This is a genomic window from Streptomyces sp. NPDC088116, assembly GCF_044741745.1.
Classification (GTDB): Bacteria; Actinomycetota; Actinomycetes; order Streptomycetales; family Streptomycetaceae; genus Streptomyces.
On the sequence record NZ_JBIUTF010000001.1, the window covers coordinates 62,134 to 80,620 of the forward strand.

Here is an 18,487-nt window from a genome sequence, read left to right on the forward strand (position 1 = left end):
GCCGCATGAGCGAGGGCCGGAGTCCGCGTGGCGGCGGGCTCCGGCCCTCGTGCTTCGTCCATGCCTGCTTCGTCCGTACCCGCTTCGTCGCCCGCTCGTCCAGCAGGGCGCGTGCCTACAGGTCGATGCCCGTGAACACCAGGACGCGCTCGTAGGTGTAGTCGTCCATCGCGAAGCGCACGCCCTCACGGCCGACGCCGGACTGCTTGACTCCGCCGTACGGCATCTGGTCGGCGCGGTACGAGGGGACGTCGCCGACGATCACGCCACCGACCTCCAGGGCGCGGTGGGCGCGGAAGGCCGCCTTCAGGTCGTGCGTGAACACGCCCGCCTGGAGGCCGTACTTGGAGTCGTTGACGGCGTCGAACGCCTCGGTCTCGCCCTCGGCCCTGCGGACCGTGAGGACCGGGCCGAAGACCTCCTCGCGGGCGATGGTGACCTCGGCGGGAACCTCGGCGAGCACGGTGGGCGCGTAGGTCGCGCCCTCCCGCTTGCCGCCCGTGAGCAGCTGGGCGCCGCCCCGCACCGCCTCGTCCACCCACGACTCGACGCGCCTGGCGGCGTCCTCGTTGACGAGCGGGCCCACGTCGGTGGCTTCATCGGCGGGGTCGCCGGTGGCCTGGGCCTCGACGGCGGCGACGATCTTGGGGACGAGGCGTTCGTACACCGAGGCGTCCGCGATCACGCGCTGCACGGAGATGCAGGACTGGCCACCCTGGTAGTTCGAGAAGGTGGCGATCCGGGTCGCCGCCCAGTCCAGGTCCTTCTCGCTCGCGTAGTCCGCGAGGACGACGGCCGCGCCGTTGCCGCCGAGTTCGAGGGTGCAGTGCTTGCGCGGGACGGAGTCCATGATCGCGTAGCCGACCTTGTCGGAGCCGGTGAAGGAGATCACCGGCAGCCGCTGGTCCTGTACGAGCGCGGGCATGCGGTCGTTCGACACGGGCAGAACGGACCAGGCGCCGGCCGGCAGCTCGGTCTCGGCCAGCAGCTCCCCGATGACGAGGCCGGAGAGCGGGGTCGCCGGGGCGGGCTTGAGGATGATCGGGGCACCCACCGCGATGGCGGGGGCGATCTTGTGAGCGCAGAGGTTCAGCGGGAAGTTGAACGGCGCGATACCGAGGACGACGCCACGGGGGAAGCGGCGGGTCAGGGCGAGCCGGCCGGTGCCACCGGCATCGGTGTCGAGACGCTGGGCCTCGCCACCGTTGAAACGGCGGGCCTCCTCGGCGGCGAAACGGAACACGGAGACGGCGCGGCCGACCTCGCCGCGGGCCCACTTGAGCGGCTTGCCGTTCTCGGCCGAGATCAGCCGCGCGATCTCCTCGGTGCGCTCGACGAGCCTGCGCGAGACGTGGTCGAGGGCGGCGGCCCGTACGTGCGCGGGCGTCGCGGCGAACTCGTCGACCACGGCGTGCGCGGCCGCGACGGCCTCTTCGACCTGGTCGTCGGTCGGCACGGAGACGGTGCCGACGAGCCGGCCGTCCCAGGGGGAGGTGACGTCGAAGGTGTCCTCGCCGGTGGCCTGGCGGCCGGCGAGCCAGAAAGCGTGGGTGGAAGTCATGACGAGTCCGGGCCCTTCCGTGCAGATGGGGGTGTCTGGGGGTCTGGTCCCACGGTAGGCGGGTGGGGGCGGGGGCTGTTTGTCCGGGGTGGAGTGGTCAGGACGGTGGCGTGCGCCGGTTTGTCGTACGGGGTGAGGTGTCGCGGTCCGGCGGGGGGTCCGGGGTGCGGTGTCGCCGTCCGGGTGCGGGGGCGGTGCGGTGTGTGGCCGGTGCGGTGTGTGGGCGGTGCGGGGCCGGGGCCTCCTGCCGCCCGGTGGGGTGGCCCGTGGGGACGGCAAAGGGGGCGCGCAGGGGTCGTGTCCGGAACGTAAAGTGCGATGTGTGGCGCACGACGACGCGCCACCCGACAACCGGCCCGCACGCGCCGTACATCGTGCAGTGCAGGACATGACCCCGGAGCGGCCACCGGCAACAACCCGCACCCGATCCACCGGCCCCCGCCGACAACGCACCCCCACCCCGCCTACCCCATTGGTGGCGGTGTCGTCGTTTTCAGGGCCAGCCACAGTTCCATCCGTACGTCCGGGTCGTCCAGCGAGCGGCCCAGGATCTCCTCCACCCTGCGCATGCGGTAGCGCAGTGTGTGGCGGTGGACTCCCAGGTCTGCCGCCGCCGCGTCCCACTGGCCGTGCCGGGACAGCCATGCCCGCAGGGAGGCGACCAGGTCGCCCCGGCCCTTCGCGTCGTGTTCGTGCAGCGCGCGGAGCATGGCGTTCGCGAAGGCGCGTACCGCGTCGTCCGCGAGGAGCGGGAGGATCGAGCCCGTCGCCAGTTCCTCGTGCTCGACCAGTGCCCGGCCGCGCCGCCGCGCCACCGAGAGTGCCTGTTCGGCCTGTTTGTACGCGCTCACCGTGGCGATCGGGCCGGTCGGCGCGGAGAGTCCGATGACCGCTCCGATCTCCTCCGCCTCCAGCGCCGCGTAGCCACCGGCCTCGCGGGCCACCGCCCCGCCGTCCGCCGCGAGCACCGTGAGCCGCCCCTCCCCGTCGGGGACCACCAGCACCGCTTCTCCCGTCCGTGCGGCCGCCGCTTCCAGCGCCTCTGTGAGCACGTGGAGCGGGTGGTCGGCCGCGGCCCCAGGTCCGGCCGCCGGGTCGGGTGCGGATCTCGGCGACTCGGCCGACTCCGCGATCAGCAGCCGGAACGGCGCGTCCAGCAGACCGCCGTACAGATCGCCCGCCACAGCGCGCGCGTGGTCCGGCTGACCGGACAGGAGCATGCGCAGCACCGCCGCGCCGAGCCGTTGTTCCGCTGCCTGGAGGGCACGTGACCGTTCGGTCGTCAGGGTCAGCAGCGCGACCGCCGAGTGGACCGCGTAGCGTTCGGCCGTGCCCAGGGCCGACTCCGTGCCGACGGCCAGGGCGCCCCGTACTCGTCTGCCGGTGCCCAGGGACTGGAGTTCCACCCGGTCGTGCGAGTCCCCGTCGCCCTCGTCGTCCGAGCCCGCGACGACCGCGCTCGCCGGTGCGGTCCGTTCCCGAAGCCGCTCCACGTCGGCCGTCAGCCGGGCCGCCCGCCGCGCCGCCCACTCGGGCGCGACGGCGACGACGGCGCCGGACACGTCGTACAGTGCCGCCCAGCCGTCCACGTGCGCGGCGAGCCGGGCCAGCAGTTCGGCGGGGCCGTCCGTGAGCGCCGCGCGGGTCAGTTCCCGCTGGGCTTCGAACCCGGCGGTCACCGCGCGGTACTGGTCGGCCGCGATCGCCGCCGATACGGCCTTGCTGATCGCCAGGAAGGGGGTGCGCCGGGGCACTCCCAGCAACGGCAGACCGGCCTCCCGCGCCGCCTCGACAAGCGCCTGGGGGATGTCGCCGTAATGGACGCCGATGGCGAAGCCGAGACCGACGACGCCGGCGCCCACCAGCCGCCGTACGTAGCGGGTCATCGACTCGGGGTCCTCGGCGTCCAGCGTCGTCGCCGTGATCAGGAGCAGCTCCCCGCCCTCCATGTACGGCACGGGGTCGACCAGCTCGCTGGCATGGACCCAGCGCACCGGGGTCTGGAGCCGGTCCTCCCCCGCGCGCACGGTGAGTTGGAGCGCCGAATGCTGGATGAGCGAGGCGAGGGTGGGCGGCATGGTGGAACCGTAGGGCCTTCGGGAGCGGAGGGGCAGGGCCGTGGACAGGACCTCGACCAAGTACGCCGTTCCGTATGAACGACATTCCTTAATTCTGCCAGCTTGTACGAAAAAACGTACCCTGTGTCGACCTCGCGCGGCTCAGCCGCCGCCGGCCCATGGTCCGGCGGCGGTCCGGCTCCCGGCCCGGCCGCCGGACCGTTCAGTTCCGCAGGTCCACCAGCAGCGGCGGCGCGTGCTCGCCCCCCACCGTCCGCAGGGACAGCACCGCGTGTCCCGCCGGAACCGAATGCGCCAGCTCGGAGGCCGACCAGCGCTCGCGCTCGACCTTCCGTACCGTCACCGCGTCCGTCGTCACGGCCTTGCCGGTGACCAGTTTCCGGAACGCGTGAATGGCCCGGGTGAGCGGCTGGTCGGCGAAGACCGTGCGCTGGGTGACGTCCCGGGTCTCCACCCACTCCGTGCCCCACGCCTCCGCGAAACGCTTACCGTCCCAGGTCGTGATCCCGGAGAAGGCCATCCGGCAGCCGACGGCCCCGAGCAGGGCCGTATGCAGCGCCTCCGGTACGTCGTCGAGCGTACGCAACGTAAGCACGGCGCCCGCGTTCACCGATCGCAGCCGCTGCACACCGCGCAGCGTCTCCTCGGTGAGCGTGCGGGTCGCGTCGTCCAGGACGAGGCAGGCGAAGAGCGAACGGTCCGCCCGCACGGCCGCGTTCGCCGTGAACTGGGCGAGGACGAGCCGGGCCAGCAGCCGCGAGGCCTCCGCATGCCCACGCTCGGGCAGGTCGATACGGACTCGCAGCGGGTGTTCCAGGGTGCGCAGCGAGAACGGCCGGGTGCGGCCGCTCGTGTCGAAGAAACCGGCGAACGCGGGCCGGTCGAGCAGCGCGACCCGGTCCGCGAGCGCCCGCCCCGGGTCTTGGGCCGCGCCCGACTGCCGTTCGCGCGCGTCGAGTTCACGCCGCATGGAGTAGTGCCCGTCGGTATCGAGGGCCTCCCGCAGAGCGGCCAGCGCGGTGGGCTCGCCGTCGAGCAGTTCGCGCAACTCCGGTATGGCGGGCAGGCGGCCGTGCGCGGCGCGGAACGGGCCGAGCAGTTGGGCGAGCGCGGTGGTGGCCCGCCGGCTGTCGGTGTCCGTGAGGTCGCCGACGAGGCCCTCGGCGAGTACGGCGGCGGCCTCGTCCGGGTCGTTCGTGCCCCCGTACAGATCGAGGTCGTACACCGATTCCGGATGGCCGATCCTGACCACGACGTCATAGGCGTCGTCGGGGCCCAGCTGCGTGCCGGCGGCGCAGACGGCGATGACGGCGGCCTGCCCCGCGAGCGCCTGGAGCGAGAGCGACTCGACGACCGGCCGGACCAGGGCGCGCGTCTTGCCAGCCCCGGGCGGGCCGACGGCCAGCAGCGAGGTCCCCAGCAGGACGGGATCCAGCGCGAGACCGGTCCCCCGCCGCGCATAGGGGTTGCGTTCCCCGTCGTGGACCGTGCCGAGCCGGACCTGCCGGACGAGCAGGTCGTGCCGGGCCGCGCGGACGGGCAGGTCACGCTTGTTCGACGGGTGGACGCAGGCCGCGGCGCCGTTGCCCCGTACGGCCTCGGCGAACGCGGTCAGCCGCGAGGGATCGGCCCGTACGGAGTGCCAGGCGCGGCGGATCCTTGCGTAGTCGACATCGTTCATCCGGCCGTCCCGTACCTCGGACGCGAGCCGCGCTGCGACATCGCCCTGCCCGGCCGCCCGCAGCTCGGGCCACTCGGCGAGGTCGTCCTCGGGTTCCGGGGGCGCGGGGAGCGTCTCCTTCGGCAGGCTTCCCGGGCCGCGTCCCACCACGCGCCCGGCCAGCTCGGCCCAACGGCCGAGACGTCCGAAGACGAACAGCAGCCCGCCGACGACCATCGCGTAGTAGATGTACGAGGAGACGACGGCGGCCATCGTCCCGCGCCAGGAGTCGGGCGTGAACATGTAGAGCGGCCAGAGCCAGAAACCACCGAGGTAGCCGTTCCACAGCAGCGACCAGAGCAACAGGCCCGCGAGGAACGAGATCAGAGCGCCGCTGATCAGCTGCCGCGTCCCGGTGCGCTCCGGCTCTTGTGGAGGCCGCGGCCGGTGCCCGTAGGCCCAGGTCCCGGGCGCGTCCGCGACCCGGGGCACGTGCAGCCATTGGCGGAGCGTGGGCCCGGTGGAGGGCGCGTGCTCCGGCGCGGGAGGCGGGGCGGGCGCCGGTACGGAAGCCGCGGGCGCCTCGAGGGGCGCCGAGGACGGCATGGGAGGCGGTGGCCCTGCCGGGCGCGGCACGGGCGTGGCGCGTGCGTCCCGTGCGTCGTGCGTGCCGTCGGTGTCCATGAATCCCTGCCCCCTGCGCAGTCCGTCCGCCTTGTTGTACCCGCCTAATGTATTGCGCGTGCAATACATCGGCGGGTGGCCCAACCGTCCCGCGCACGCGGGGGTGTTGCCGGCTCCGTACCCACGTCTGCCCGCCCCGGACGGCGCGAGGCGCTTTCGCCGCTATGTCCACCGCGGACAACGACACGCCCCCATCACTCCCCATCGGCGCATGCTCGCTCCCCTTCCCCGCCCCTAGCCTGCGGAGAAAGACCTCGAAACACCCCCAGGAGCCCCGCATGACCGCCATCCCGCAGGAGCGCCGCATCGTCACCGCCATTCCCGGCCCCAAGTCGCGGGAGCTGCAGACCCGCCGCACCGCCACGGTCGCCGGTGGTGTGGGATCCGTGCTGCCCGTCTTCGCCGCCCGCGCCGACGGCGGGGTCATCGAGGACGTGGACGGCAACCGGCTCATCGACTTCGGGTCCGGGATCGCGGTGACCTCGGTCGGCGCCAGCGCCGAGGCCGTCGTACGCCGCGCCTCTGCCCAGCTCGCCGACTTCACCCACACCTGTTTCATGGTCACTCCGTACGAGGGGTACGTCGAGGTCTGTGAGCGGCTCGCCGAGCTGACGCCGGGCGACCACGCCAAGAAGTCCGCCCTGTTCAACTCGGGCGCCGAGGCCGTCGAGAACGCCGTGAAGATCGCGCGTGCGTACACCAAGCGCCAGGCGGTCGTCGTGTTCGACCACGGCTATCACGGCCGTACGAACCTCACCATGGCGCTGACCTCGAAGAACATGCCGTACAAGAACGGCTTCGGACCGTTCGCCCCGGAGGTCTACCGCGTGCCGGTCGCCTATGGCTACCGCTGGCCGACCGGCCCCGAGAACTGCGGCCCCGAGGCGTCCGCCCAGGCCATCGACCAGATCAGCAAGCAGATCGGCGCCGAGAACGTCGCCGCGATCATCATCGAGCCGGTGCTCGGCGAGGGCGGTTTCATCGAACCGGCGAAGGGCTTCCTGCCCGCGCTGGCGAAGTTCGCGAACGACAACGGGATCGTGTTCGTGGCGGACGAGATCCAGTCCGGCTTCTGCCGCACCGGCCAGTGGTTCGCGTGCGAGGACGAGGGTGTCGTCCCGGACCTGATCACCACGGCCAAGGGCATCGCGGGCGGCCTGCCGCTCGCCGCCGTCACCGGCCGCGCCGCGATCATGGACGCCGCGCACGCGGGCGGGCTCGGCGGCACCTACGGCGGCAACCCGGTGGCCTGCGCCGCCGCGCTCGGCTCCATCGAGACGATGAAGGAGCTGGATCTCGCTTCGAAGGCCCGTCGCATCGAGACGGTCATGAAGGGCCGGCTCTCGGCGCTTCAGGAGAAGTACGAGATCATCGGCGACATCCGCGGCCGCGGCGCGATGATCGCGGTCGAGCTGGTGAAGGACCGGGACAGCAAGGAGCCGAACGCCGAGGCGACCGCCGCTCTCGCCAAGGCGTGCCACGCGGAGGGGCTGCTGGTCCTCACCTGCGGTACGTACGGCAATGTGCTGCGCTTCCTGCCGCCGCTGGTGATCGGCGAGGACCTGCTGAACGAGGGCCTGGACATCATCGAGCAGGCGCTCGCGGGTATCTGAGCCGGTGGCGGGGCGCCTCCGGTACCGGTCCTGCGCTCCGCTCCGGACGGGCGACCGCGGCCGGGCGTCCCTTCTCCGGGACCCGGCCGCACCGCCGCCCAACACCCCACCGTCAGCCCACTGTTGACGGATGGTCAGCTCGCCGGCCCACCGTCCCCACGATCGTCCGGCCGACCGGACACCCTTCTGACCTGGCCATCTGCCCTGCCGTCGGGCAGGGCGTGTGAAGAAGGTGTGCGAGGGCGATGACGGGTCGCGTTTCCGGCTGTCGGCCCCCGCGACCCTGGCGTACGGTTTCGCCGGATGAGAGAAACACCCCGCTCGCAGGAGACTGCGGGCGACGCCGGAGTGGAGCGTCCCCAGCTCCCCTTTGGTCGTGCCTTCGCGCACACCGCCGGAGCTTCGGGCTCCGGAACTCCTCACCGATCGGATGGCCGCCCGCCCCAAACCCCCCGGGGCGTGCGGTACACCGGTCCTGTCGGCCGCCCCGGAACCACCCCCCCTGTTCCCGGGCGGCCGACTCCTCTTTCCCCTCGTGGTGACTCCTCCTGGGTCTGGGCGTTCGCGCTGTGCGCGGTCCTCTTCGCACTCATCACCTGGCAGGCCGCCGCGGGCGGTCCGCTCCGTTCGGCGGACGAGCGACTCGAAGCCTCCCTCGCCGGACTCGGCCCCCGGCCCCTGACGCAGTTCCTCTCCGATCTCGGCGGCATGCCGGTCGCCCTGCCCGTGGTGGCCGCGGCGATCGGCTACGCGCTCTGGCGCGGACAGCGCGCCCAGGCGCTGGCGGCCACGCTCACCGTGGCCGCCGTCCCCGCCCTGGTCATTCCGCTCAAGATGTGGATCGACCGGCCGGGCCCGCTCACCGAGGCCACCGGCTACTACCCGTCCGGCCATACGGCCACGGCGATGGTCGCGTACGGCGGCGCGGCGCTGCTCCTCGCCCCGTACGCCGGACGGAGCCGGACGGTGCCGGTCGCCGTCCTGCTCACCCTGGGGACGGGCGCCGGTCTCCTCCTGCGTGGCTACCACTGGCCGCTGGACGTCCTCGGCAGCCTGGCGCTCTGCGGGATGCTGCTCCTGCTTCTGGCTCGGGCCCCGCGCGTACGTCCGGAGCGGGCGCCGCACGAGCGCGAAGAACCGGCACTCCCCCGCGAGAGCGGCGCGCGCGGGGGAGAGTGACGCCCGCCGCCCTCAGCTCGGTGCGGGCGGCCAGGGATCGCGCGGTGGCTCCTGCGCGTCGTGTGCCCGCCCCGCGTTCGCCATGTTCGCCGCCGCTTCGTGCATCGCCAGCTCCAGCAGCGTCGGGTCGCTCAGTGTGCCCGAGCCGTCCGGCGGAATCAGCCAGCGCATCCCTCCGCTCGGCCGCCCCGGGTACGGCACGACGATCCAGGTGCCGCGACCGGCCCCCCGCACCCCCGTGCCTAACCAGCGCTCGGCCGTGCCCGACGGTACGAAGAAGCCCATCCGGGATTCGCCGAAGTCGGCGAGCACCGGTCCCGGCCGGTCGACGAGCCTGGTCAGCACGTCGAGCGTCGGATAGCCCAGCTCCCCGGGAAGGATGAGAACGTCCCAGCGCCTGCCCGCCGGAAGGAGAGCCACGCCGACCGGGCTGCGCTCCCATTCCCGCCGGCACGCATCCGGGTCCGGTGCCACCGACACCAGCCACTCCACCGCGTCTTTCGCCCCCGGGTCAGTCATGTCCCCGGCCTCCGATCCGTGTTGTTGGACAGTCCGTCCATAAGGGAGACACGGAGGGTGCCGGTCGATGACGCGGGTTCGGCCCTCCACCTGCCGGACCTTCCGGTGATCTGGATCACATGACGCGGGCCCGCGAGTCACCGGACGGGCTCGGGCCCGGCTCAGCTGTCGAAGCCGAGTCCCAGCCTGTCCATGGTCCGCAGCCACACGTTGCGCCGGCCGCCCCGGGCATCCGCGCGCGCCAGGGACCACTGGGTGATCCCGATCCCGGCCCAGGCGGCGGGCTCGGGCGGGAAGGGCAGCGGCTTGGCGCGGACCATCGCCAGTTCCGTACGCTCGGTCCGCTCCCCCGCCAGCAGATCGAGCATCACGTCCCCGCCGAAGCGGGTCGCGCCGACACCGAGGCCGGTGTACCCGGCGGCGTACGCGACCCGGCCGCCGTACGCCGTACCGAAGAACGCCGCGAACCGCGTACACGTGTCGATCGCACCGCCCCAGGCATGGCTGAAGCGCACCCCCTCCCACTGCGGGAAGCAGCGGAAGAAGTGGGAGGCGAGCCTGCGGTAGGTCTCCGGGCGGTGCTCCAGACCCGCGCCGAGCCGGCCACCGTACGGATAGACCGCGTCGTAACCGCCCCACAGGACGCGGCGGTCGGCGGTGATCCGGAAGTAGTGGAACCGGTTGCCGCCGTCCGCGAGTCCCTGACGGCGCCGCCAGCCGACCGCGCTCAGCTGCTCCGGCGTCAGCGGCTCGGTCATCAGAGCGTAGTCGTAGACCGGGACGGTGTACGGGCGCACCCGTTTGACCAGGGACGGGAAGACATTGGTACCGAGCGCGACCTGCCGCGCGAAGACTCGTCCGTGCGGTGTGCGGACGGCCATCGAGGCGCCGGAGCGGGCCAGTTCCAGGCCCGGGGTGTGTTCGTGGATGCGCACGCCGAGGTTCAGGCAGACCCGCTTGAGTCCCCACGCCAGCCTCGCCGGGTGCAGCATGGCGACCCCGCGCCGGTCCCACAGTCCGCCCAGGAACGTCGGCGAGTCCACCTCGGCGCGCACCGCGTCCCGGTCGAGCGGTTCCAGACCGGTGAGACCGAGCCGGGTCGCCTGCTCGTAGCGCTCGCGCAGGTCGTCGAGCTGGTACGGCTCGGTGGCGACGTCGATCTCGCCGGTGCGCTCGAAAGCGCAGTCGATGGCGTGGCGGGCGACGGTCGACTCGATGGCGTCGAGGTTGCGTTCGCCCAGGGCCTCCAAGTTGCGCAGTTCGTGCGGCCAGCGCGCGAGGCCGTTGCCGAAGCCGTGGGTGAGGGACGCGGCGCAGAAGCCGCCGTTGCGGCCCGAGGCGGCCCAGCCGGCCTCACGGGCCTCGATCAGGACGACCTCCCGGCCAGGGTCGCGTTCTTTGGCGAGAAGCGCGGTCCACAGCCCGCTGTAGCCGCCGCCGACGACGAGGAGGTCACAGCGCTCGTCGCCGGTGAGGGCGGGCAGCGCGCCGGGCCTGCCCGGGTCGTCCAGCCAGTACGGGACCGGCCGGGCGTCCCGGAGTGCCGCCGTGACCCTGCGCAGGACAGCCGGGTCCATGACATCCATGACTTCCCCTTTCCGCTCCCGCCTCCCGGCGCTCAGTCTGTGGTGGCGCTCTTCCTCCGCCGGTTGCTCACCAGCTGTCCCGCGACCACCAGCACGACGGCGATGAGGAACATCCCCGTACCGACCACATTGATCTGCACCGGTGTGCCGCGCTGCGCCGAGCCCCAGACGAACATGGGGAAGGTCACCGTCGAACCGGCGTTGAAGTTGGTGATGATGAAGTCGTCGAAGGAGAGCGCGAAGGCGAGCAGCGCGCCCGCCGCGATACCGGGGGCGGCGATCGGCAGCGTCACCCGCGCGAAGGTCTGCACCGGCCCCGCGTAGAGGTCGCGCGCCGCTTCTTCGAGCCGTGGGTCCATGGACATGACCCGCGCCTTGACGGCCGTCACCACGAAGCTGAGGCAGAACATGATGTGGGCGATGAGCACGGTCCAGAAGCCCAGCCGCGCGCCCAGGTTGAGGAAGAGCGTGAGCAGCGAGGCGGCCATCACGACCTCGGGCATCGCCATCGGCAGGAAGATCAGCGAGTTGACCATGCCGCGCGCCCGGAAGCGGTAGCGGACCAGCGCGAACGCGATCATCGTGCCGAGGACCGTGGCACCGAGCGTCGCCCAGAGGGCGATCTGGAGCGACAGGGCCAGCGAACCGCACAGGTCGGCGACCGAGCACGGGTCCTTCCAGGCGTCGAGCGAGAAGCGCTGCCAGGCGTAGTTGAACCGGCCGTTGGGCTTGTTGAAGGAGTAGACCATCACGACGAGGTTGGGCACGAGCAGGTAGCCGAGCGTCAGCACGCCCGCGATGGCGACAAGACCGTGTCGGATCCGGCGCATCAGACCAGGTCCTCCGTCCCCGCTCGGCGGATGTAGACGGTGACCATGACCAGGACGACCGCCATCAGGATGAAGGAGAGCGCGGCGGCCGTCGGATAGTCGAGGACCCGCAGGAACTGCGTCTGGATGACGCTGCCGACCATCTTCGTGTCGGTGGATCCGAGCAGCTCGGCGTTGACGTAGTCGCCGCTCGCCGGGATGAAGGTGAGCAGCGTGCCGGAGACGACCCCCGGCATGGAGAGCGGGAAGGTCACCTTCCGGAAGACCGTCCACGGCTTCGCGTAGAGATCGCCCGCGGCCTCGTGGAGCCGGCCGTCGATACGTTCCAGCGAGGTGTAGAGCGGCAGGATCATGAACGGCAGGAAGTTGTACGTCAGACCGCAGACGACCGCCATGGGCGTGGCCAGGACACGGTCGCCCTCGGTCCAGCCGAGCCAACCGGTCACATCGAGGACGTGCAGGGTGTCCAGGAGAGCGACGACCGTGCCGTCGTCGGCGAGGATCGTCTTCCAGGCCAGCGTACGGATCAGGAAGCTGGTGAAGAACGGAGCGATGACCAGCACCAGCAGCGGATTGCGCCAGCGGCCGGCCTTGAAGGCGATCAGATACGCGAGCGGGTACCCGAGCAGCAGGCACAGCAGCGTCGCGGTGCCCGCGTACAGCAGGGAGCGCACGAACTGCGGGTAGTAGTCCCGGAGCGCGTCGGCGTAGGTACGCAGGTGCCAGGTGACCCGGAAGCCTTCCTCCAGGGAGCCTGTCTGTACGGAGGTCGAGGCCTGGTAGACCATCGGCAGCGCGAAGAAGACCAGCAGCCAGAGGACGCCGGGCAGAAGCAGCCAGTACGGGACGAGCCGCTTGCGCGTGGCGGCTCCGCGGACCGGAGGTGTCGGCGGGGGCGCGGTCTCGGCGGGTGGCGCTTCTGTGCTGGTCACGAGCCCTCCTCGGCCGCCGTCGTGGTTCCGGCTGTGCCCGGGGGCCTCGCGCGTCCCGTGGTCCCGGCGGCACCGGCGGTCCCGGCGTCGATGGCCTGCGTGGCGTCAAGGCCGAAGGTGTGCGCGGGGTTCCAGTGCAGGACGACGTCGGCGCCGGGGCGCAGGCGGCTGTCGCGCTCGATGTTCTGCGCGTACACCTCCAGTCGGGGACAGACCGGGCTGTCGATCACATACTGCGTCGAGACACCGATGAAGCTGGAGTCCGCTATGCGCCCCGTTATTCGGTTACGGCCGTCGGGGATCGAGCCCGCGTCGTCCGCGTGCGCCGGCGTGATCTTCTCGGGGCGCACGCCGACCAGCAGCTTGCCGCCCCTCCTGGCCGGGGCGGGACAACGGCCGGCGGGCAGGCGCAGTTCGCCGCCACCGGCGGTGACCACGATCTCGTCGCCGTGGATCCCCGCAATATCGGCCTCGATGAGGTTGGAGGTGCCGAGGAAGTTGGCGACGAAGGTGGTCCCCGGGTTCTCGTAGAGGTCGGCGGGGCTGCCCAGTTGCTCGACCCGGCCCGCGTTCATCACCGCGACCGTGTCGGCCATCGTCATGGCCTCCTCCTGGTCGTGGGTGACATGGACGAAGGTGATGCCGACCTCGGTCTGGATGCGCTTGAGTTCCAGCTGCATCCGGCGGCGCAGCTTGAGGTCGAGGGCGCCCAGCGGCTCGTCCAGCAGCAGCACCCGGGGATGGTTGATCAACGCGCGGGCCACGGCGACGCGTTGCTGCTGGCCTCCGGAGAGCTGGTGCGGCTTGCGCTTCGCGTGGTCGCCGAGCTGGACGAGATCGAGCATGTCGCCGACCTGTCTGCGTACGGACCTGATGCCGCGCCGGCGCAGTCCGAAGGCGACGTTCTCGTAGATGTCGAGGTGCGGGAAGAGTGCGTAGCTCTGGAAGACGGTGTTGACCGGGCGCTTGTACGGGGGCAGGCCGGTGACGTCCTTGTCGCCCAGGAAGACCGTGCCGGTGGTGGGGTCCTCCAGGCCGGCGATCATCCGCAGGGTGGTGGTCTTGCCGCAGCCCGACGCGCCGAGGAGCGCGAAGAAGGAGCCCTGCCGCACGGTGAGATCGAGTGGCCGGACGGCGTGGAAGGAGCCGTACGTCTTGCTGATCCCGGTGAGGCGGATGTCGCCGCCGTCATGGCCGGTGGATGCGGTCTCTGTCATGGGTCACGGTCCCGGGGAGGAGAGGGAGAAGAGGAGTGGGCAGGGGGCGGCCGTCCGGCGGTCGAGGACGCGGGGTGGGAACGCGGGTCGTGCGCACCGGAGCACGGGACCACACACCGCACCATGTGCCGGACCACGCACCCGACCACGACGCACCGGACTACGCACCGGACTACGCACCGATGAGCTTGGCGAACTTCTCCTCGTACGCCGTCTCTTCCTCACTGCTGAGCGAGCGGAAGGCGTGCGAGGAGGCGGCCATCGCCGCGTCCGGAAGGATCAGTGTGTTCTCGGCCATCGACTTGTCGATCTTCGCGAGTTCGGCGCGTACCCCGTCGACCGGGCAGACGTAGTTGATGTACGCGGCGAGCCGGGCGGCGACCGGCGGCCGGTAGTAGTGGTCGATGAGCCGCTCGGCGTTGGTCTTGTGCCGCGCTTCGGCCGGGACCAGCAGGTTGTCGCTGGAGACGATGTATCCGGTATCGGGGACGGTGAACTTGATGTCCGGGTTGTCGCTCCGGAGCTGGACGACGTCACCGGCCCAGGCGACGCAGGCCGCGATGTCGCCCTTGTCGAGGTCCGCGGTGTAGTCGTTGCCCGTGAAGCGGCGGATCTGCTTGCGGTCGGCGGCCTCCTGGAGCCTGGCGACGGCCGCGTCGAAGTCGTCGTCGGTGAACGCCCCCGGGTCCTTGCCCAGGTCGAGCAGGGTCATCCCGACGCTGTCGCGCATCTCGGAGAGGAAGGCGACCCGCCCCTTGAGCTTCGGGTCGTCCAGCAGTTGGGAGACGGAGTCGACGGTACGTCCGCCGGTCGCCCTGGCGTTGTAGGCGATGACCGTGGGAATCCCGGTCCAGGGATAGCTGTGGGCGCGGCCCGGATCCCAGTCGGGCGAGCGGAACTGCTGGGAGAGGTTCGCGAACGCGTGCGGCAGATTCGACGCGTCGAGCCGTTGTGCCCAGCCGAGCCGGATCAGGCGGGCGGCGAGCCAGTCGGTGACGCAGATGAGGTCGCGCCCGGTGTCCTGCCCGGCCGCCAACTGCGGCTTGATCTTCCCGAAGAACTCGACGTTGTCGTTGATGTCCGCCGTGTACGTGACCTTGATCCCGGTGCGCCCGGTGAACGCCTCCAGGGTCGGATGGTGCTTCTCGTCCTCACTGACGTCCATGTATTCGGTCCAGTTCGAGAAGACGAGCCGCTTCTCCGCCGCCGAGTGGTCGGTGGCCGCGAGGCCCTCGCCCTCCCGTTTCGCGGGAGGGATACCGCAGCCGCTCAGACCGGCGAGACCGCCGAGCCCGAGCGCGCCGACGCCGGTGGCACGCAGCATGGAGCGCCGGGTGAGGGCGCCCCGGCCACTGGTCATACTGCGGCGCGTCGCGGCCAGTTGGACCGCGGAGAGACGGTCGGGCTCGTACTGCTCCATGCGCGGTCCGCCCTTCCCAGCCACCGCATCACTGTGGCTCCGGCTCGAATTGAGTGCCGATCCTGACAGAGCAGCTTTACGCCAACAAGGGATTCCGTTGTTGCCTTTTGATTACGCGACGGAATCGGTCGCCCGGCGCCCTATGAGTCCGCCGGCCCTCGTACGGGTTGTCAGTGCCGACTGCGAAACTCGGACGCATGGGGATGAACACGGGCAGGAAGGCATGGAAGTGGCGCCGAAGGCGGTACGGGGCAGGGTCGGTACACGGACTGCGGCCGAGCCGGGACGGATGATCCGCGATGGCGACCGGGCCGTCCTCGGACGCTCGTCGAGGCCGGCCCGATGGACCGCCTCGGGCGCATCGGACCGGCCTCGTACGAGGAGAGGGGGAGAACAGCCGAGCAGGGCGGCACGGGTGGAACAGGTGGGACACGAGCGTTGGGGGAACGGCCGGACGGAACAGACGGGTGTCAGCGGCCGACGCCGACCACGAGCGACGTGGCGAACGGATCCTCGCTCGTGGGGCCATCGCTCGACCCGCCGTTGGCGATTCCCCAGATCAGGAGAGCGAGGAACGCGGCACCGATCGCCACGCCTATCGCGCCGAGGATGATGCCCGCCAGCGCCATGCCGCCGTTCGTCGCCTCGCCCCGTTGGGCGCGGCGACGGCCGATTATCCCGAAGATCAGCGCGAGGACGCCGAGGATGACACCGAGACCCCACATGCAGAAGCCGACGACGCCGATGATCCCGAGCACCAGCGCGGCGACGCCCATACCGTTCGACGGAGCCTGCTGCCAGCCGGGCTGGCCGTAGCCCGGGTAGCCGGCGGCGGGATAGCCGGGATAGCCGTAGGCCGCTCCCGGCGCGGCACCGTACGGCGGCGCGGCACCGTACGGAGCGGTGGGATGCTGGGCTACCGGCGGCGGCTGCTGGACGGGCGGGGCGGCCGGGTAGCCGTACGGCCCCGGGGTGGGCCTGGCCGGTCCCCCGGGAGCGGTGGGCGGCGGCGGTACGGAGCCGGGCCCGGCGCCCGGCATGCCGAGGACCGTCGGCATGTCGTGCACGGACGCGGGCTGCTGCGGCGGCTGGGAATCCTGCGGTGCGGCCGGCTTGTTCAGCGGCACTCCGCCCGCCGGCGGAGCCCAGGGGTCGCTCGGCTCGGAGCGGCCCGGCGGCTGCTCGCTGTTCTCTGACATGGGCCTCCCCCATCGTGATCCCGTCATGCTACGGCCTCCTCCGCGCGCGGAACCGGCCCGGCCTACGATGATCCGTGACCGGAGCGGACCCGGCCGGAGGCGGGCCTCCTGTACCACGTGTCCCGCCCCTCGTCGCGCTCCGCCGACACCGTACGTTCGACAACAGCCCCAGTACCCGGAGGATCTTGATGACCGATCTGCACCCCTTCATCGCGGGGCTGCCCAAGGCCGAACTGCATGTCCACCACGTCGGATCGGCCTCGCCGCGGATCGTCGCCGAGCTGTCAGCGCGGCACCCGGACTCCAAGGTACCCACCGACCCCGAGGCCATCGCCGACTACTTCACCTTCACCGACTTCGCGCACTTCATCGATGTCTATCTCTCGGTCGTCGATCTGGTCCGTACGCCCGAGGACGTGCGGCTGCTGACCTTCGAGATCGCCCGTGACATGGCCCGGCAGAACATCCGCTACGCCGAGTTGACGATCACGCCGTTCAGCTCGACCAGTCGCAACATTCCCGAGCAGGCCTTCATGGAGGCGATAGAGGACGCCAGGAAGGCCGCCGAGACGGAGCTGGGCGTCGTGCTGCGCTGGTGCTTCGACATTCCCGGCGAGGCGGGGCTGAAGGCGGCGGAGGAGACCGCGCGGCTCGCGGTGGACCTGCGGCCCGAGGGTCTGGTCTCCTTCGGGCTCGGCGGCCCCGAAATCGGTGTGCCCCGGCCGCAGTTCAAGCCGTACTTCGACCGCGCGATCGCCGCGGGCCTGCACTCCGTACCGCACGCGGGTGAGACGACGGGGCCCGAGACCATCTGGGACGCGCTGCGCGAGCTGGGCGCGGAGCGCATCGGCCATGGCGTCAGCGCCGTCCAGGACCCGGAGTTGCTGGCATACCTCGCGGAGCACCGCGTCCCGCTGGAGGTGTGCCCCACCTCCAACATCGCCACCCGCGCCGTCGCCGATCTCGACGAGCACCCGATCAAGGCGATGGTCGCGGCCGGAGTGCTGGTGACGATCAACAGTGACGATCCGCCGATGTTCGGCACCGACCTGAACCAGGAGTACGCGGTCGCGGCCCGCCTCCTCGGCCTGGACGAACGAGGCGTGGCCGACCTCGCGAAGAACGCGGTCGGGGCGTCGTTCCTCGACCACGACGGCAAGCGGCGGATCTCCGAGGAGATCGACACGTACACCGCCAAGTGGCTCGCGCGGTAAGGACGATGACAACTCCCGAACGCCCCGGCTCGCCGGCCCCGGCGCGTACCGTCGTCGCCGTGGGCCATCGCGGCGATCCGTACCGCGTCCGGGAGAACACCCTTGCCTCGGTCCGCTCCGCTCTCCAGCGCGGAGCGGACTCGGTCGAGATCGATGTACGGCTGACCCGCGACGGCGTGCCCGTGCTGCTGCACGACTCCTCGCTCAAGCGGCTCTGGGGCCATGACCGACGTCTCGCGCGGGTGACCCATGACGAACTGCGCGAGCTGACCGGCTCCGGGGACGGCGGCGACGGCGGGGACACCGGGAACGGCGCGGCCGACGGTGTGCCGACGCTGCGGGAGGCCCTCCTGGCGACGGACGGCCACCGGCTCATGATCGATCTCCCGGGCGCCTCCGAGGAGTCGGTACGTACGGTCGTCTCCACGGTGCGCGAGTGCGGCGCCGCGGAGCGGGTCTACTACTGCGCGGGCCCGAGCACGATGCTCGCCGTGCGGGCCGCCGACGCCGCCGCCGAGATCGCGATGACCTGGACGACCCTCGCACCGCCGCGGCCCGCCCTGCTCGCGGCGGTGCGGCCGCGCTGGCTCAACTACCGCTTCGGGCTGGTCAGTCAGGAGCTGGCCGACCGCAACCACCGGGACGGGCTGCTGGTCTCCGCGTGGACCGTGGACACCCGGCGCACCATGCGGCGGCTGATCGCGCGGGGCGTCGACTCCGTCACCACCAACCGGATCGATGTCCTGTCCGGCCTGCTGAACGCGGCCGGGCCCGCCCGGGGGTGAGGGAGCGGCA

General features: G+C 71.6%; 14 protein-coding genes. 4 read left to right on the forward strand and 10 right to left on the reverse strand.

Annotation, left to right across the window (positions count from 1 at the left end):
- Positions 1–115: 115 nt before the first annotated feature.
- From ACIOJD_RS00265 to ACIOJD_RS00275, 3 genes are all read right to left on the reverse strand, one after another.
- Positions 116–1,561, reverse strand: a complete 1,446-nt coding sequence (locus tag ACIOJD_RS00265) for an aldehyde dehydrogenase family protein (protein ID WP_401907405.1) — start codon at positions 1,559–1,561, stop codon at positions 116–118.
- 464 nt (positions 1,562–2,025) lie between these two features.
- Positions 2,026–3,639 carry a PucR family transcriptional regulator gene (locus tag ACIOJD_RS00270; RefSeq protein ID WP_401907406.1) on the reverse strand — a complete coding sequence of 538 codons (1,614 nt, stop codon included), beginning with the start codon at positions 3,637–3,639 and terminating at the stop codon, positions 2,026–2,028.
- A 202-nt stretch (positions 3,640–3,841) separates the two neighbouring features.
- Positions 3,842–5,983: an ATP-binding protein gene (locus tag ACIOJD_RS00275; protein ID WP_401907408.1), complete on the reverse strand. Its 2,142-nt coding sequence runs from the start codon at positions 5,981–5,983 to the stop codon at positions 3,842–3,844.
- A gap of 278 nt (positions 5,984–6,261) precedes the next feature.
- Here ACIOJD_RS00275 and gabT point away from each other — a divergent pair, with 278 nt between their 5' ends.
- Complete coding sequence (gene gabT, locus ACIOJD_RS00280) at positions 6,262–7,596, forward strand: 4-aminobutyrate--2-oxoglutarate transaminase (protein WP_401907409.1); 1,335 nt, start codon at positions 6,262–6,264, stop codon at positions 7,594–7,596.
- A gap of 459 nt (positions 7,597–8,055) precedes the next feature.
- The gene (locus ACIOJD_RS00285) at positions 8,056–8,775 is read left to right on the forward strand and encodes a phosphatase PAP2 family protein (RefSeq protein WP_401907410.1); all 720 of its coding nucleotides are present in this window, start codon (positions 8,056–8,058) and stop codon (positions 8,773–8,775) included.
- A 12-nt stretch (positions 8,776–8,787) separates the two neighbouring features.
- On the opposite strand, the gene ACIOJD_RS00290 is transcribed toward ACIOJD_RS00285, so the two are convergent.
- From ACIOJD_RS00290 to ACIOJD_RS00320, 7 genes are all read right to left on the reverse strand, one after another.
- Positions 8,788–9,294 carry a hypothetical protein gene (locus tag ACIOJD_RS00290; RefSeq protein ID WP_401907412.1) on the reverse strand — a complete coding sequence of 169 codons (507 nt, stop codon included), beginning with the start codon at positions 9,292–9,294 and terminating at the stop codon, positions 8,788–8,790.
- Positions 9,295–9,455: 161 nt separating this feature from the next.
- Complete coding sequence (locus ACIOJD_RS00295) at positions 9,456–10,880, reverse strand: NAD(P)/FAD-dependent oxidoreductase (protein WP_401907414.1); 1,425 nt, start codon at positions 10,878–10,880, stop codon at positions 9,456–9,458.
- Positions 10,881–10,912: 32 nt separating this feature from the next.
- Positions 10,913–11,710: an ABC transporter permease gene (locus ACIOJD_RS00300; RefSeq protein ID WP_401907415.1), complete on the reverse strand. Its 798-nt coding sequence runs from the start codon at positions 11,708–11,710 to the stop codon at positions 10,913–10,915.
- The gene (locus ACIOJD_RS00305) at positions 11,710–12,642 is read right to left on the reverse strand and encodes an ABC transporter permease (RefSeq protein WP_401907417.1); all 933 of its coding nucleotides are present in this window, start codon (positions 12,640–12,642) and stop codon (positions 11,710–11,712) included. The genes ACIOJD_RS00300 and ACIOJD_RS00305 overlap by 1 nt, the downstream gene beginning before the upstream one ends.
- Positions 12,639–13,859 carry an ABC transporter ATP-binding protein gene (locus ACIOJD_RS00310; protein WP_401907419.1) on the reverse strand — a complete coding sequence of 407 codons (1,221 nt, stop codon included), beginning with the start codon at positions 13,857–13,859 and terminating at the stop codon, positions 12,639–12,641. Before ACIOJD_RS00310 ends, ACIOJD_RS00305 begins: the two co-directional genes overlap by 4 nt.
- 172 nt (positions 13,860–14,031) lie before the next feature.
- The gene (locus tag ACIOJD_RS00315; RefSeq protein ID WP_401908815.1) at positions 14,032–15,279 is read right to left on the reverse strand and encodes a PotD/PotF family extracellular solute-binding protein; all 1,248 of its coding nucleotides are present in this window, start codon (positions 15,277–15,279) and stop codon (positions 14,032–14,034) included.
- Positions 15,280–15,749: 470 nt separating this feature from the next.
- Positions 15,750–16,478, reverse strand: a complete 729-nt coding sequence (locus ACIOJD_RS00320) for a DUF4190 domain-containing protein (RefSeq protein WP_401907420.1) — start codon at positions 16,476–16,478, stop codon at positions 15,750–15,752.
- 188 nt (positions 16,479–16,666) lie between these two features.
- Here ACIOJD_RS00320 and ACIOJD_RS00325 point away from each other — a divergent pair, with 188 nt between their 5' ends.
- Both ACIOJD_RS00325 and ACIOJD_RS00330 read left to right on the forward strand, forming a co-directional pair.
- Complete coding sequence (locus ACIOJD_RS00325) at positions 16,667–17,692, forward strand: adenosine deaminase (protein WP_401907422.1); 1,026 nt, start codon at positions 16,667–16,669, stop codon at positions 17,690–17,692.
- Positions 17,693–17,697: 5 nt separating this feature from the next.
- Positions 17,698–18,477 carry a glycerophosphodiester phosphodiesterase gene (locus ACIOJD_RS00330; protein ID WP_401907424.1) on the forward strand — a complete coding sequence of 260 codons (780 nt, stop codon included), beginning with the start codon at positions 17,698–17,700 and terminating at the stop codon, positions 18,475–18,477.
- The last annotated feature ends 10 nt before the right edge of the window (positions 18,478–18,487 follow it).

What these genes read in the sequence shown, in the direction of transcription:
- ACIOJD_RS00265 (WP_401907405.1), bottom strand. Translation starts at nt 1,561, where the DNA reads ATGACTTCCACCCACGCTTTCTGGCTCGCCGGCCGCCAGGCCACCGGC.
- ACIOJD_RS00270 (WP_401907406.1), bottom strand. Translation starts at nt 3,639, where the DNA reads ATGCCGCCCACCCTCGCCTCGCTCATCCAGCATTCGGCGCTCCAACTC.
- ACIOJD_RS00275 (WP_401907408.1), bottom strand. Translation starts at nt 5,983, where the DNA reads ATGGACACCGACGGCACGCACGACGCACGGGACGCACGCGCCACGCCC.
- gabT (WP_401907409.1), top strand. Translation starts at nt 6,262, where the DNA reads ATGACCGCCATCCCGCAGGAGCGCCGCATCGTCACCGCCATTCCCGGC.
- ACIOJD_RS00290 (WP_401907412.1), bottom strand. Translation starts at nt 9,294, where the DNA reads ATGACTGACCCGGGGGCGAAAGACGCGGTGGAGTGGCTGGTGTCGGTG.
- ACIOJD_RS00295 (WP_401907414.1), bottom strand. Translation starts at nt 10,880, where the DNA reads ATGGATGTCATGGACCCGGCTGTCCTGCGCAGGGTCACGGCGGCACTC.
- ACIOJD_RS00300 (WP_401907415.1), bottom strand. Translation starts at nt 11,710, where the DNA reads ATGCGCCGGATCCGACACGGTCTTGTCGCCATCGCGGGCGTGCTGACG.
- ACIOJD_RS00310 (WP_401907419.1), bottom strand. Translation starts at nt 13,859, where the DNA reads ATGACAGAGACCGCATCCACCGGCCATGACGGCGGCGACATCCGCCTC.
- ACIOJD_RS00315 (WP_401908815.1), bottom strand. Translation starts at nt 15,279, where the DNA reads ATGGAGCAGTACGAGCCCGACCGTCTCTCCGCGGTCCAACTGGCCGCG.
- ACIOJD_RS00320 (WP_401907420.1), bottom strand. Translation starts at nt 16,478, where the DNA reads ATGTCAGAGAACAGCGAGCAGCCGCCGGGCCGCTCCGAGCCGAGCGAC.
- ACIOJD_RS00325 (WP_401907422.1), top strand. Translation starts at nt 16,667, where the DNA reads ATGACCGATCTGCACCCCTTCATCGCGGGGCTGCCCAAGGCCGAACTG.
- ACIOJD_RS00330 (WP_401907424.1), top strand. Translation starts at nt 17,698, where the DNA reads ATGACAACTCCCGAACGCCCCGGCTCGCCGGCCCCGGCGCGTACCGTC.